11 protein-coding genes are annotated in these 15,708 nt (G+C 42.2%); 1 reads left to right on the top strand and 10 read right to left on the bottom strand.

What is annotated here, in order from left to right:
- Positions 1-159 precede the first annotated feature (159 nt).
- Positions 160-1,236 (top strand): baeRF3 domain-containing protein, encoded by a 1,077-nt coding sequence (locus tag JKG64_RS03530; protein WP_210352962.1) that lies wholly within the window; start codon positions 160-162, stop codon positions 1,234-1,236.
- A gap of 114 nt (positions 1,237-1,350) precedes the next feature.
- Here the strand turns inward: JKG64_RS03530 and JKG64_RS03525 are convergent, their stop codons facing one another.
- From JKG64_RS03525 to JKG64_RS03480, 10 genes are all read right to left on the bottom strand, one after another.
- Complete coding sequence (locus JKG64_RS03525; RefSeq protein WP_210352961.1) at positions 1,351-2,673, bottom strand: PepSY-associated TM helix domain-containing protein; 1,323 nt, start codon at positions 2,671-2,673, stop codon at positions 1,351-1,353.
- Between the two features lie 95 nt (positions 2,674-2,768).
- A complete protein-coding gene (locus tag JKG64_RS03520) occupies positions 2,769-3,986 on the bottom strand; it encodes a hypothetical protein (protein ID WP_210352960.1) in 1,218 nt (405 codons plus the stop codon).
- 19 nt (positions 3,987-4,005) lie between these two features.
- The gene (locus tag JKG64_RS03515) at positions 4,006-6,435 is read right to left on the bottom strand and encodes a TonB-dependent receptor (RefSeq protein WP_210352959.1); all 2,430 of its coding nucleotides are present in this window, start codon (positions 6,433-6,435) and stop codon (positions 4,006-4,008) included.
- A gap of 9 nt (positions 6,436-6,444) precedes the next feature.
- Complete coding sequence (locus JKG64_RS03510) at positions 6,445-7,056, bottom strand: hypothetical protein (RefSeq protein ID WP_210352958.1); 612 nt, start codon at positions 7,054-7,056, stop codon at positions 6,445-6,447.
- A gap of 80 nt (positions 7,057-7,136) precedes the next feature.
- Positions 7,137-7,673: an RNA polymerase sigma-70 factor gene (locus JKG64_RS03505; protein ID WP_210352957.1), complete on the bottom strand. Its 537-nt coding sequence runs from the start codon at positions 7,671-7,673 to the stop codon at positions 7,137-7,139.
- Positions 7,674-7,834: 161 nt separating this feature from the next.
- Positions 7,835-8,959 carry a clostripain-related cysteine peptidase gene (locus JKG64_RS03500; protein WP_210352956.1) on the bottom strand — a complete coding sequence of 375 codons (1,125 nt, stop codon included), beginning with the start codon at positions 8,957-8,959 and terminating at the stop codon, positions 7,835-7,837.
- A gap of 24 nt (positions 8,960-8,983) precedes the next feature.
- Positions 8,984-10,033 carry an endonuclease/exonuclease/phosphatase family protein gene (locus tag JKG64_RS03495; RefSeq protein ID WP_246512466.1) on the bottom strand — a complete coding sequence of 350 codons (1,050 nt, stop codon included), beginning with the start codon at positions 10,031-10,033 and terminating at the stop codon, positions 8,984-8,986.
- A 9-nt stretch (positions 10,034-10,042) separates the two neighbouring features.
- A complete protein-coding gene (locus tag JKG64_RS03490) occupies positions 10,043-11,395 on the bottom strand; it encodes a DUF5689 domain-containing protein (protein ID WP_246512465.1) in 1,353 nt (450 codons plus the stop codon).
- A 12-nt stretch (positions 11,396-11,407) separates the two neighbouring features.
- Positions 11,408-14,158 carry a TonB-dependent receptor gene (locus JKG64_RS03485; RefSeq protein WP_210352954.1) on the bottom strand — a complete coding sequence of 917 codons (2,751 nt, stop codon included), beginning with the start codon at positions 14,156-14,158 and terminating at the stop codon, positions 11,408-11,410.
- Between the two features lie 73 nt (positions 14,159-14,231).
- On the bottom strand, positions 14,232-15,662 hold the full coding sequence (locus JKG64_RS03480; protein WP_210352953.1) for a fimbrillin family protein: 1,431 nt from the start codon (positions 15,660-15,662) through the stop codon (positions 14,232-14,234).
- Positions 15,663-15,708: the final 46 nt, after the last annotated feature.

Below are 15,708 nucleotides of genomic sequence, written 5' to 3'. Positions count from 1 at the left end.
ATTAGAAATTCACATAAGTATCTTGATTTGCTAAGCCTTACTAGATCCATTTTCCGTTTCCGAAATACCATTGCCTTGCTTCGTATACCGTGTCGGTACAAAACAATTTTGAATCTATGCTGTTCCTTATATATACAATTTACCATTAATTTTTCATCTATGGCATTACAACAACAGCTCAACGAGCTAGCTGAGCAACAGTCTGAAATTTCCGTAACCTTATCTTTTAATACCCATCGGACTCATCCTGATAGCGCTCAGGATACCATTGTATTAAAGAATCTTGTTAGCGAAGCGAAGGAGTCCGTATTACAGCATTTTGAAAAACGGGAGGCACAGCCGGTTTTGGATAAACTGGATGAACTAGCCAACTTTATCGATGTGCGTTATAACTTAGATAGTTTACATGTTTTTATCAGTGGGGAGACTTTATCTATTGTGCGTTCACCTTGGCCTGTGGAAAAGAATGGTGTGACGGTAGGTGAGCGATTCGCCATAGCTCCACTATTGAAAATGGCCAATAGGAATTTTGAATACTACGTATTAGTGTTATCACAACATGGCGCCCAGGTTTTTGATGTTGTTGAAGATAAAGTTGTCAACGAGGTAAAGAATGACGAATTCCCCTTCGACAATCCCCTATTTATCCCCGAAGCAGTGCGCAGGAGCGATGCGCGTACGGTAGATAATCACGTCCGTGAGTATTTTAATCATGTAGATAAAGGGGCTGTAAAGCTGTACAACGAAACCGGTACTCCCTTTTTGGTCATTAGCCTCGAAGAAAACTATACCACATTACAGCATGTCGCGGACAAGAAACAGATCTATATAGGGCATAGTGCCATAGATTATAATAGCTTGTCTCCTCATGATTTAGCTAAACAAGCTTGGTCCAAAGTTGCAGAAATACAGCATCAGGAACGTGCTCATGCTATAGAGCGCCTAATGGCGGGAGTATCTCAGGGTCGTGTGCTCACTGACTTACAAGAGATATATCGTGCAGCTTTGGATGGCAATGGCGAACTTCTGATTGTTCATCAGGACTTCCAGCAAGCTGCTACGAAAGTTGGCGAACGGGATATCGAGTTGATTGAAAAACAAGACGGTTCACCAGTAGACTATGATATCGTCAGCGCTATTGCCTGGAATGTGCGGTCCAAGAATGGACGGGTAGTATTTACGCAACAGAATCAGTTAAAGAATCTCGGTGACATCGCTTTACTCACGAGGTACTAGATTGAGTAGATTTTTATTATGAGAATACAAAAAGGTCGGATCATTAGGGTTCGACCTTTTTAATATTTTAATAACTTACCTATGTGCTAGATCAATCCATAAGTTTGTACCGTATTAACTTTTGGGCACATTTCGTAATCGAGGCGCGACTGCCTTTGTCTCTGTAGTAGAGATATTTGCTCTATTCTGGTAGGCTTCTCCTCTTCTACCCCTTTTTTTCTTCTTTCCCCATTTCCGATTATACCAGATTATGAATCCAGTAATGGGTAGCGAGCCTGCTATTATCGTCACGAAGAAAGCCAGAATTTTGGTCGGTAGCCCCCATATAGAACCGACATGTATATCATAGTTGAGACGCCTGAACTTTTCCCCTCCACTTAGTTCGTAAAAATCCTTGTTAAAAAGAGAAATACTATTGGGTAAAAATTTGGCAGTATAACGGTCAAAAGAGTAATATCGATTATTATATTGTCTATCCATATCATTACGGATATAGACCTGGATTGTTGCATCAGCTTTAGCTGTATCCGGATAGGTTATGTTTAGATAGAAAGGGTTTTTATATTGCTTCAGTATCCCATCTATCTGTTTATCAAACGCATTGCCGAAATCATTTAAAGCATGCATTTTACTGCTGTCAGATTGTACAGATACACGTTCGGGCAGGGTCTGACCCCAGTTAGTCGACCAATACAGTGCTTTGTTGAACCAGGTTATACCATAATACATACCGGTAATGGCCAGTAACAAAACAAGCAGTAATGAGTAGAAGCCAAATACGTTATGTAGATCTAGGTTTAGCCGCTTCCACCCAGCTTTCCACTTCACCTTGAAACTTTTATCCCGGGTTGACTTTGTCCATTTTTTCGGATACCACCATACCAACCCAGTAAATAGGGTGATACTGAATATCAGTGTAGCGTAGTTGACAATAGGACGACCGACATCACGCGATAACCATAAGAAGCGGTGTCCTTTCAATGCCCAGCCAAAAAACTTCTCTAGTCGTTCTCTTCGTAGCCCCTCTACAGAATTGTCTTCGGTTTTGAGGCCGAGATAAGCCCCTGTGTAAGGGTGTAGCAAGTGCACTTGAGAAATGGCTCTCTGACTCGTGTCACCGTTATTGGTTCTGATGGTAAAAGATACCGGAGCATCCCGGGTATAGGTAATCCCCCGTACGAAATCCCGAGGATATAACGAGTCTGCAATTGATAGAATCTGTGACGGTGATAATAATGATTCATGACGTGCCATCACATACTGCTTTTCCTTCTTGGGAATTACTAATGCGGTAATTTCTTCATGAAATACCCATAGACAGGCGGTAAAGCATACCACGACTACGATTGCACCCGAAATCAAGCCTAACCATAGATGTAGAAAGTTATTTATCGAACGGAAACTCAATACTTTCTTTTTTTTCGCTGGTACAGACATGTTATAATAATAGGTTGATTTTTATGGAATTATTGAAAATAAGCCGCGCGCCATAAATGCACGCAGCTTAAAGCATTAGAAAGTAAAATGTTTTCTTACCTAAGTTTATTAACGTGATACACTGTGTTTACACCTGGATCGATTTGTGCGCCACGTTTTACAGTGTTGGTTTCTGGATTATATTCAAACACGTACCACTTAGATTCGTCCGTTTTGAACACATCATATAATTTACCGTTCTCCATAAAGTTCATGGTAGTACGTGATTCGCCTCCTCCAATCAATATTCGTAAATCGGCGATTACTTTTTTGTTGGCAGGATCCAACACGTAGGGGCTGATGTATGCTTTTCCTGCACCTAGCTTCTGTATTAAAGAAGATGAGTTCTTAAATACATTATAATCTTTTAAGTCAAAGAAATAATTCGGGTCAAATGAAATCTCTCCGTTTTTGATACGTAATAAGCCGTAGTTTGAAGAGTTGGTGCGTCTTGTCATCACATACAAGTCATTGTTGTCATCTAGAAAAGTGGTTTTATTGATTTCCCAGTGACCAGCTGTAAATCCACCCCTAGGGTCTTTTATGATTTTACCATTGGCTAGACTTGGATAGTCACATACATAGACATAAGCGGTGTCGATAATATCCAGTTTTGTGATATGACTTCTGTATTTATGTCCAACGAATAGCTTATCCCCTCTTACCGTCATACTCGTAGGTACAATGTAAGGGTCATCATTCTCGCCATTTGCTTGTTTTGGAATGTATTTAATCATAGGTATCTCTACATTCAACGTCTTGTTAATAGACATATCCCTCGTATTCATGTAGTATATAGGCTGCTCAAGTACATTTTTTTCCTTGTTTGTTGTCCCTGCTGTCTTAGTCAGTACCAATTCTTCTGCTGTACTGATATTATCCAATACTTTTCCCATAAAGAAGGGGTTTGCAAAAGACAATGCGTTTGTTTCTTTCCATTGTGAACCATTGATTACTTCAAACTGACTAAAACGCTTACCGTCATTTGATAAATAGAACTTACCATGATGATTGTATGCATATATCGCATAAAAAGCTGCTGGCATATGCGATGTAATATCTATACCTTTATTTTCTTTTGGAGAAAGCAAAGTGTCTTTCATCAAGCTACTTGTAGTTAATATATAACTTCCCTTTTCAGTAGTTGCCCATACGCTATACAGGCTTCCCTTTTGGTCTATTGGGTTTGGGTCGGTTGTATTTGGAGAGTCCTTACATGCCGTAAAGAAAGCGGTGGCCGCGAGGCAGGTTGCTAATAAATGTTTGATATTCATATATACTTATAATTTAATGTTACATTAATGAGAGTCTCAGTTTCAGATAGAATGCCCTACCCGGCTTTTGCAATCTGAAATTATCGTACGCTCTTTCATCTGTTAGATTACGTCCTTCAAAAGAGATATTGTATTTGTTTCGGCTCCAAGAATAGCTCAATACCGCAGAGTGTATGGTCTGGGATGGAATATGGTCTTTAGAAGCCAGTGATCCAAGATGAGCTTCGCTTAGGTAGAACCAGTGGGTATATTGCCCCAGATAAGAGAGCTGCACTCGGCTTCCTTTCTGGAACCAATCGTTTTGTATTAAGCTCACATCCATACTCCCATAGGTCCACGGTCTGTTAGGAACTTGATAGCCATAGCTCAAGCTCACCTGCTGGTTGGTGTCATCGGTATACTTTTTATTATCAAGGGCTTTGTCGTACGAGCCATTGAGGGTCACTGCGAGGAGATCTTTATAGCCATATTTCACTTCTGCCGCAAAACCATATAGTTTTACACCAGGAATATTATAGTATTGAAAGTAGTCACTTCCATCTTTTCCCACCACTCGCGTATTGATATAATCGGCGGCCAGCCTATAGAATCCTGTCACATCGATATTTAGGAAATTGTTTTCATTCAGGAATGTATTATAGTAGAAGCCCGTGTTTACATTATCGCTACGCTCTGGCTTTAAGTCCCAGTTTCCCATATAATTCTGGCCATCCCCAAAGAGCTGTTCCATATTAGGCAGGTTATAGGCTCTTTCGTACGATAGTTTCCACCCGCCATCAGTTGTAATACGATAGCGTGATGCTACACTTATGCTATAGAAATTCCAATTCTTTTTATAGTGTGTGATATCTCCCGATACTGCCCCTTGTCCCGTGGGTTTGCGTTCATCAATATCTTTTGTTGCCGCCAGACCATAGTACTTTAATGCCAGCACATTTGAGAGCCGCTTGTCAAACCATTGGTTTTGCCAGGAAAGCCCTAGTATATGACGCCCTAGATTGGATGGTAATCCAGAGTGGTCGTATCCTTTGATCATATCGAACTCTTTCTGGCGATTACTGTTGTAATTATAGTTTAGATTAATACTTTGTTTACGCTCTGCATCAAAATCATAGTTTAGATTCACCCGAGCCAGGTAATTATCTAATTTATACTTGACATGGCTCTTTTCGTTTGGTTTAGAATCACCAAAACGAGATGTCCATTTGCCCGACCAATCATAGTTATAGGAAGCCGTATCTTGCACATGTCGCGTGTCAAAACTATAACTGGTATAGATATCCGTATAGAGTCTGTTGACTAGGAAGTCACTTTTCTTATAGCTTATCGAAGGCATTAGATAGTTGCTTTCGACCCATTGTCCACCATTTACAGAGTTGATAGATGCACCTAATTGGTTTGCTTTATTGTTTTGCGAATAAGTCAGTCCTACGTAAAACTGGTCCGCCCAGGATTTGTCCCTTACCCCTACTTCCAGTTGACCCATCGCCGATTTATAACGGTCATTAAATCGCCTTGCTTTTGCAATAGAATCGGGTTTCCCATTAATTGTATTTTCGAGCTGGATATTATATTTCTCTTGGGAATACATCATATAGTCATTGTCCGAATAATTATAGAACGCATTAAGACGGGCCGAAATCTTACTTTTGGGATCTGTAAAAGTCCCTACCAAAGCCGATTGGTGCGTATTGAATGAACCAAAAGTATAACTGAAGTCCAGAAATGGCCTCGCCCTTCGTTTGGTGATAATGTTTACAGCACCTCCCAAGGCATCAGATCCCAAAAATGCAGGCACTACCCCTTTGTATACCTCCACCCGATCGACTAGGTTGACCGGGATATTATTTAGGCTCATTGAAGAACCGAAGTTGTCCATGGGGATTCCATCGATGAATATTTTGGCTGCTAGCCCATTGATCCGGAATACAAAGTTGGACCCCAGACCACCATCTTCACGTATGGTGACTCCTGTTGCTCTTTTTAATACCTGTGTTACATTTGCTGCTTCATTGGCATGGCGATTTAGGTCGATGATACTAACGTCAAACCCCGATCTTCTAATTTCGTGAATATGACGCTCATTCTCACTCTGCCCTATGACTGACACCTCTTGAATCGTTTGTCTGTCTTCTTTTAATTGCACATCTAAGATGACATGTCGCATACCTGCGGCTACAGGCTTTCTTTCCTTGATATAGCCTACAGCTCTAATCGTGATGAAAGAAGGCTTATCGGTCGGATAGTTCTCCAGTTTGTAGTAGCCATCGTAATCTGTCTGTGTTGAGTTGCTGCTGTCTTCTAGCATAATAGTGGCATTGGATACAGCTTGCCCAAAGTTGTCTTTAATATATCCGGAGACAGTTCGACTTTGTTTCTCTTGAGCCGCAGCATTGAAGCTGATTAATCCCAATACAAAAAATAGAACAGGAATAAGTTTGGATTTCATGGAAGAATACTATAAATAGTTTGTTGTAGGTTTAGGAAGTTCGGTATTTAAATAAGCGGCGATTTTATTGGCCAAAGGTGAATCGGGCATCATCATTATCTGCTCAGGTGACAGTATGAGTACGGGATCTCCAAGGATCCCGGGGTCTTCTAAATGTACAGCTAGATAGGTTTCCTGTTGGTTCAATGTATATACACGACTGCTTTTGGTCGTCAATTGAATAGGTGTATTACTTAAATTCGAAACCTTATAAAAACAACTACGTTGATTACCCAAATCTATATCGTGAGACATCTCAATTCGTTCAATACGCAAGGCATTGGATTGCGAATCCGTCTTAAAAAACAGGCAGTTTGCTCGGGATAGGGTCATGAACAATAATACAGAAGCCGCTACTGCATATCGTGTCCATTGTACAATTTTTCTTCTTGCAGACTCACGGCAACTGATTTCATCCTTGATGTTGAACCAGATGCGTTCTTTTAGATTAAGATTTTGAGATTCTATATCAGATACTTCCGAACCGTCTATCTCGATAGGCTCCAGCCAGTGCTCAACCTGTATACGCTCTTCGTCAGAACAGTTATTCTCCAGGTATCGCTTTAATAAATCTTGATTCATATCTTTCGCCATTTAGTAGATAGTGTGCGAAAGGCTACTATTGTCCCGATTTATTTTTAAAAATATTTTTTGCTGTTATATTACTTATAACCCGCTGTTTTGAGTTTTTCGCGGATTGCTCCGATGGTTATTGAGAGCTTATTTCGAATTGTTTTTTCTGAAAGATCAAAGTGTGTAGCGATAGACTGATTATCTAGGCCATCCTGAAAACGCATACGGAACATCTCTTGACATTTGTGGGTAAACGGTCCAAGCAGGCGCTCTATCGTTCGTTCCAATTCCTGATATAGAATATTGTCGTCCGTTCTTAGGTCTGATTTCTTACTATCTACTGTCTGCTGTTCGCTATCGGTATAACGCTGTCTTTTCTTCAGTTGATTTAGACACACATATTTTACCGACCGAATCAGGTATCCTTCTATGTGTTGGATTTGGATTTCAGTCCGTCGTTCCCATAAACTTACAAATACCTGTTGCACGACATCTTCTGCTCCCTGTTCATCCTCTAAGATACGCTTTGCATAACTGTAGACCTTATTCCAATACATTTCATAGAGCATACGAAACGTATCGCGGTTGATTTCCGATATTCCATTATCTAAGTTAGCCGTTGACATAATGTTGCCAAAATTAAATACTATTTAGACTAAATACAAACTATTTATCTAAAAAGCATTGGCAGTTAAGTCAATTACTTTATTGTTCTTGTTTTATATTGTTATTTAGCAGGTAGTTACACGCTCGTCAGCGTTCACACTGACGAGCGTGTATAAAGCTGTTATTCCCAAAACATACGATGAAACTCAGCATCGCGTGACCATTCCAGTGTTTCGTAAAATGGACGAAGACGGTATTCAGGCTTGACAGGAATATAGCAGGACAATCCCGAAAATGCAGTTATAGGCGTGCCTAAAAAGTAGGATGTATTGGCTTTAAAGACTACAGCCTCAGCAATAGCCTGTTTCAACGCATTTAATTCCGTACTAGGAAAGTTCTGTTCCAACATATCAACAAAATCAAATGCTGGCGTAATCGAAGCAGGGTCCATATCCAGACGCTGTATCTTCCTACGGTCTATTTTGGGTATTAATGAACTATTGTTGGATAATAGGCGCTTTGTCTCTTGTGCAACTTTCACTAACGGGCCTGTAGCTACCAGCGAAAATGAAGCTGATTTTTCCAGTCCCGTTTTTGTTTCGTAATAAGCTACATAGGCTTTAGCCACAGCGCTAAGACCTCGTTTTACATCTTTGTCAAATAGGTGTGTACTGATTTGATGGTAGGGCATCCCTACACTCAGTACTTCGGTCGGTGAAGCCAGGATATAAGGCGTCACGCTCCTTAACTCATACAGTACCTCTACTGAAGCCATAGAACAGGCGTCAAAAATCAAAAAATCTAGTCCTGTTGGCAATGCTGTCTTGAGCACTTGTACATCCATACTTTGAAGATCGTCGTCCCCAAAAGAGCGGGTGCGGGGCTTGGCGTAAGATGAGGCCGGAGCCCAGTTCGTTGCGTGAGACCATAGAATAGCACCATAAGATCTGGCTTGCGCCAACAGCTTCATATCCTCAAACACCATTTTCATCACCGTTGGATCTGAAGAGTTATGGTCACTATAGGTTTTCAAGACTTTACTGCGGATTTCCGGGCCATTGTCTTCCACTACCTCGTAGAGCTTGGGAGCCTGTCCAAAAATACGTGCATAGACGACCAATTTGCCGTCGATACCCTTGAAGCTTTCCTCCATCTGGTTCAGGTTTGTGTATGCATCTGATGCCAGGTTGTTGTTTGCCGCCATGTACACCATTACCGTGCGTGAAGCGATGGGGTTACTTTCATCTTTAGCACAGCTCCAAAAGAGCAAGGTGGTCAAAAAATAGAAGCTGTAGAGAATCCGCATGAATAATAACTTTAAGTAATAAGGCTAATTTAAGTCTTTTACAAGATATATCAAAGTAGGAAAGTGATCTGAATATCCATTCAGAAAGACATTTCCGGAAAACGTACGCAAAGGATATCCTTTATATCTTCCCTCCTGCGTGATTAAGTATTCTGGATTATAGATTTCTGATTTCCAATAACGGAGAGTGGAGCGATCCTCGCCCAGTAGCGAGGCTGATATAATGATCTGATCAAATAGATTCCATTTACCCTGATAGCCCAGTGACCCCACTCCCCGCTCATAATGCTTCCACATGGTGTTGAACAATCCGCCTTCCGTCACCTCATCCGGATTCTTTTTGGCCCCTAGTACCTCCCGTACGCTTCTATCCACAGGGTCGTCATTAAGATCCCCCATGATTACAATCTTTGTCTCTGGATTCTGCTTGTATAGTGAATCGGTAACATGACGTACAATGCTGGCGGCGTGCTCGCGCAGTGCGGACGACTTTCCCCCATAGCGCGAAGGCCAATGATTGACCAAGACATGCATTTCCTCCCCTGCCAGTTTGCCACTCACCAACAGGATGTCGCGGGTCGTATATTCCGGTAGATCTTCTTTATGGTACGCAAATACCTTCGAGCTCTGTACCTCAAAAATGCGAGGGTTATACAAAAGTCCGACATCAACGCCTCTGCGGTCTGGCGAGTCATAATGCACTATTTCATAGCCCGAAGATGCCAGTGTTGGTTGGCGGACGAGATCCTCCAAGACCCTGCGGTTTTCAATCTCGCATACGCCGATAAAAGCTGGCCCGCTACTACTGTATTTCCGTCCGATACGCGATAGTACTTTGGCCATATTAGCCTGTTTCTTACGGTATTTTTCGGTTGTCCAATGATTAGCACCATCGGGTGTGAACTCGGTATCCATTATAGCTGAATCCAGTTCCGTATCAAATAGGTTTTCCAAATTATAGAACGCGGCTGTATATACCTGATACTTTTTCTGCTGTGCACAGAGGCTAAGGCTCCCTGCCAATAGCAGCAGAGAAACCATAGTATATCGTGTTTTAATAGTCAATATTCTCATATCTATGTGTTACTTAGCCGGGCCCACGATGATTGGATCACCCGAACCACCTGTCGATGCTCCTCCTATCAGTTCGATATTATCCAAACGGAACCCGACCTTATTGGCGTCTGCACCTGATACAAATTCGAGTATAAGCTGTTCACTCTTTGTGATGTTTGGAATAGATATGGTGTAGAATTTACCATTATCTCCATCGGCATTCGATAACGCCTTATCAGGTACATTAACAAATGCCCCATTCATTTTAACCTTAATGTTATTCGTGTTAGCTGTAGTTCCTGGATCAAATAGATTCGCCGCCAGTTGGAATTTCAGCGTGATATCTCCCTTGTTCAAGCTGTTTATACCAGTGATCTTCACCGTAGCGTCTTTCGTTGCCGGAAGCCATATATGTGCTCCATTATCACCTGATACACTGCGTATGTCAGCCAATCCTGATTCATCGGTGTATTTTATAGGCGCTTTCATATCAAAATCGGTAAAATCCCCTAGCTTCGGCCTGTTGCCTGATGGGTAGGTACCAGTACCAAAGGTCTCTTTGAAGAAGCTTCCTTCCTGTGGTTTCTCTGGTTCCGGAGTTTTGCCATCGAAATCTTTAACATCCGCCTTGGTGCGTAATAGCAACTGCCATCCCCCATTAAAGCGTCCTAACACCCCTATCAATGTACCCTTACCCTCTGGTAGCATATCTTTGGCAAAGCCCGAGTAGTTGCTTGTACGTACATCTAGCGTATTGCCCGAAATGTTTTTTATCTGTTCGTTTGTTGTAGCATCTCTTGTTGTAAAAGGCTTCTTACCTCCATTTGTAAAGACAACATCACGTATTTCGACCAGCTGATGCACCATATCGTCGGTCAAAGCATTCAACTGAACAAGTCTAGGCTGAGCTTTAGCTGCATTGGGCCAAGAGTTTGTAAAAGCTTTTGACTTGAATATTTCCCATGCAATACGGTTGGCATTTGTTTTATTCATGCCAATCTGTAGTTCACCGCCATACTTGACGATATATAGGTCTTTCAGATGGAGGTAGACCTCTTGTCCCACTTGGTAGGTGGCATACATCGCATTCTGGTCGACACCGATATTGATTGCTGCCGAACCGTCCTGTAGATAGAGCTGCTTGTAGATGTTGCCCGATTCGTCATTTCCAGTTATGATTCCTTTGATGATGAGGTCTTCTTCGATCAGCTGCGGATCAGTTATTTTTTCAAAGCGTTTTTTTAGTTGCTGGATGGTGATATTGTCGAGTGCCCCTTCATACTTGGGTTCATTCAATGGAGGAGCGGCGTATTCTCGTTCGCAAGAGGTGTTGAGCGCAACAAATAACAGCGCAAAGAGTAAATATTTTATCGTATTCATATTCATCGTATGTTAGAATCTATAACTAGCATTCAAAAAGACATTCAGTCCCTGCATATAGAAATAGCGGGACGCAAAACGGTTCGGGTAAGTCGTATCCAGGCGTCCTTGTTCGTAGCCACCGGTACGGATATTCTTATTGTTCAGCAGATTGATAACGGAGAAATTGAAGTTAACCGCCCTTCTATTTGCCAGATAGAACATCTTACCGATTGAGGCATCAAAAGTGACTACATCATCCAGACGCTCTTGCTGTGTCAGCGCGTTATAGGCTGCTAGTTCCTTTTCATTGTTCGGGTTGATTGCGGTGTAATTGGAGGCTAGCCTACGCAATGGTGCTGCCGAAAGGTAATTCCGTCCGATAGCATTGGCACTGAGTTCGAAGAACCAATAGTTATAGAAATAACGTGCCGCTAATACACCTGCAAACTGAGGTGTACCGGAGACATAAAGATTCTTCATGTATACCTGTTCCTCCTGGTCGATGATTTTACCGTTTTCTGCATTCATGATACCCAGCGGATTATTGTTATAGAAATACTCCGCCATTGTGCCTATGAAATCAAAACTCCAATTGTCATCCAAACGATACGTAGCTGCGGCCTCTATCCCCCGGTTTATTTTATCTACACCTGTCAGGTTGTGGAATACAAATGTCCGTTGAGAGTCGTGGTAATAGGCCATTCGTTCCAGCTGGTCGTAAAAATTGGTCTGAAAAAGAGATACCCGTCCAGATAAACTGGGCATGGAGAAAATATAGTTGATATCAGTCGCAAATACCTTACCGCTCTGTAGTCCTTTTACAGCCTGATCCGTAACACGCGACATCGCATAAGCGCGGTCTGGTATAGGTGCTTCGGTCTGGTAGCTCATATTGGCCGATAGATAGTGCCTACCGCTGAATTTGTAGGTGGCTGCGCCTTTCAGCATATAATCCACAAAACTATGCTTCTTACCTGGTCCGTACGAACTGTTCGGAAAACGTCCATTCTTCATGTTGCCTGTACGCTGAAAATCCGTATAGGTCAACTTTGTTCCGTAGTAGAAATCGATATTTGAGGTCTGATACTGATTTGTAATCCAGGCATTGACGGACTGGATATCGATGTCAAAGTCGTAACCAAAGATATCTCCTACATAAGCCTTACGGTCCGGATATAGTAAGTCGTTCTGTTTAATTGCATCATCTCCTGGATTATCTCTTTCGGCAAATTTATCTTTATCCAGCACAAAGTCTGCCCCTAAGAGGTCACTAACAGTTTTGTATTGATACGATCTAGATTTCCGGGCTTCCACACCAGCTAATAGACGCATATTATTATCATATAGCTTGTTGAAAGTAGAACTCAACGTTCCTTCCAGAAGATCAGAATGTCTCTTTTCTACCATATATAGTGCCGCTCCATTATTTTTGTACCTATTTTCTGGATCCATGTTCTGGCGGTACAGTTCATCCCAGTTTACTTGCGTGACACGCGTATCGTTTGATTTCCATAAGTTATAGTAGAAATCAACGGTATTCGGGTCAGTCGTGTTAGGGTCCATACTATGGTAAGAAGGCAGGTAACGGTAGTAATCGGGGCGCGGATCCATCGCGTTGTACCAGTTTAACGCTGAGCTGGCATAGCGGCCATAATGTAATAGACCACCTGATGTCAATGTCGTCTTCTCATCTATTTTCCAGATATGTGATAGTACTGCTGTAGGATCGTAGGCCGTTACCATGCGTGAGTTGCGTACCTTACCATCCTGATAGCCCCAGTTCGGGTTGTATAGGTTGTTGCCCACTAGATCATAGACCTCTTGAAAGGAGGCGCCTTGCTGTCCACGGACGACAGGTGATCCGTATGTGACCAGAGATAGCGAGTGCGCGCCGTCAGCCCATTGCTTCTCCATAGAAAGCGCATAAGATACATTCTCATAAGAAGTACCCTCGATGAATCCTTTATCAGCATATCGGCCACCGATAGCACCTGTAAAGGCCCAGCCATTGTCCATAAGACCTGTTGAATAGCTGAATATACCTCGTGAATAATAGTTTCTGTTTGTGTAAGAACCCGTGATTTTTCCACCTTTGGCGTAGGAACTGGCTCGCATATTTATATTTTCTGCCCCACCGATGGAACCGAAAGTGAAACTGCCACTGTTATTGTAGTTGACCACATCCCCATTACGGGTTAGGTCATTGAGTGCACCGATAGATGCATAATTAAATACCTTTCGGTATTGATCGTTGGCCAGTACACCATTGATATAGGTCTGTTCATAAAAGGGATCATACCCTCTCACGCGAAACCGAAATGGAGAAAGCTTGAATCCAACTTTATTCAAATAGATATCATTGGATAGGATTACAGACGAACGTATATCCTGTCCTTGAACATTACCCTCATCCTGCAGGATATCATCGTCAATGATTCCCATTGTTGTTTGCATGTCCATCTGAGGGATTGAGGTTAATGAAATCGGTTCGAGTGTATTATTACTTCCCTCCTTTAGCTGTAGTTTAACCCTGTAAGGGCGTATTCCTGCTCCCGTTACTGAGAGGTAGTCTTCGCCAGGTTCGAGGCTGACAAAGAGAAATGCCCCTTCCATGTTGCTGATCGTCTGCTGCTTATTCTTCTCCAGCGATACAGTCAACTCAGGTAGAGGTATGTTGCTTTTTTCATCGATCAGTATACCGCGGAGCTCTGTTTTTTGCTGTGCGTAGCCCACACCGATGTAACCGATGAGAAAAAATAATACGTACAAAGTCTGACGCATAATCTTATATTAGGTAAAAGTATACAAGAGGAGACATAATGCCCCCTCTTGGGTTTGAACTGTGTTCTGTTGTTTATTTTGTTCCAACTAGTTTAATATTGTCGATACGGTAACCCGCTGTGTTTTCGGTATTCGTAGTTGAAAATTCTAATGTTAGGCTGTTCCCCGTCGGAATTCCAGCATCGATGTTTACCGCTACATAGGTATTACCAGTTGCGACACTCCCTGCAGGGACCGTGAGTTCTTGTCCATTTGCACGTACCTTGATGACTTTAACTGAAGCGCCACCAGCGTTTGCAGTTATATCATAAGATAACTTAAGCTTGGTAGCTCCGGTTGTATTGATACCTTCAATCTTGAAGCCTGTAGTTCTACTAGCAGGTATCCATACATGTGGATTCATGGTTGAAGTAGCACGTATATCCACATAATTATCAGGATCTTGATCTGAGTATACCACTCCCTTTTCGGAGAAATCTGTATAAACTGCTAATCTGTATTTTGGAAAATCTTTAGATGCAGGAGCTGTGCCAAATGCTTCCATAAACAACGTTTGCTCCGTACCCGTTCCTGGATTCGTTCCGGGATCTGTGCCACCGTCACCATCTGCATCCACATTAATTGACCCGCCTGGTACTGTTGTCCAGTCTGTAATCGTACCAGTACCAGTCACTGCGACCTCATTTCCTGTCGAACCTGTCTGGAGTTGGATATCGTAGGTGTATTTTTTACCTGCTTCGAACGAAGTGTTTGCCGGAATTGTCCATTTGAACGTTCCCGACGCTAAGGTGAATATCACCTCTTTAGCAGCATAGTTTCCAGGGATAACAATCGCTTCTACCAATTGGCTTCCTGTACCAGCTGTTGCTTTAGCTGTCACATTCTTGGCATTTGCAGCATCTGCCACCGTACCTGTAGCCAGGTCCATTGTAGCGGTAGTATTGATTCCATTATAAACAACCTGTAGTCCGTTCACATTTGGTACTCCCGTTCCACCTTTTACTGTTAGTTCTATTTTAGATAGCTTATGGCTAAAGTTAAGGTTAGCCGTTGGCGAAGCCTTTGTCAAACCTGTAGCATTGTTAGCGTACAGTACATCGATAGCAGCTGGATTTGTTTGCGTTGTTACATCGATAGGTAGATTTGTGCCTGATAGCGTAGAAGAGTATGGGTAGTAAGCGATAAAATCCACAGCACCGGTTTCTGGATAATTGATGATCTCTGCGCCTTGCCCTGCGAAATTTCCATTACCGCTGGTCGTATATTTTTTGTTTGTAGCAAGAGGGGTAGCTAAGCCTGCTCCTTGTTTCATAAATACACCTATGGCATCGTTGGCATCCCAGTTGTTGCCCGATACACGAGTACCTGTACCTTGGCCGATCGAGGAGGTAAAGGAAACTTTGCCATCGTTTTCTGGACTTACATTCCTGTAGTCATCGTTCTTACAGGAGTTACCTAGAACGATCAGTGCTAAAGCAGCACCTAATAGTTGCTTTTTTTTCATTTTCTCAAATTATTGGTATCAATTAATAGATTATTGTATATTCCTA

Source organism: Sphingobacterium tabacisoli (genome assembly GCF_017908035.1).
In the GTDB taxonomy this organism is placed as follows: Bacteria; Bacteroidota; Bacteroidia; order Sphingobacteriales; family Sphingobacteriaceae; genus Sphingobacterium; species Sphingobacterium tabacisoli.
Note: the sequence above shows the minus strand (reverse complement) of the source record. Positions and strands in the feature narration are given on the sequence as shown.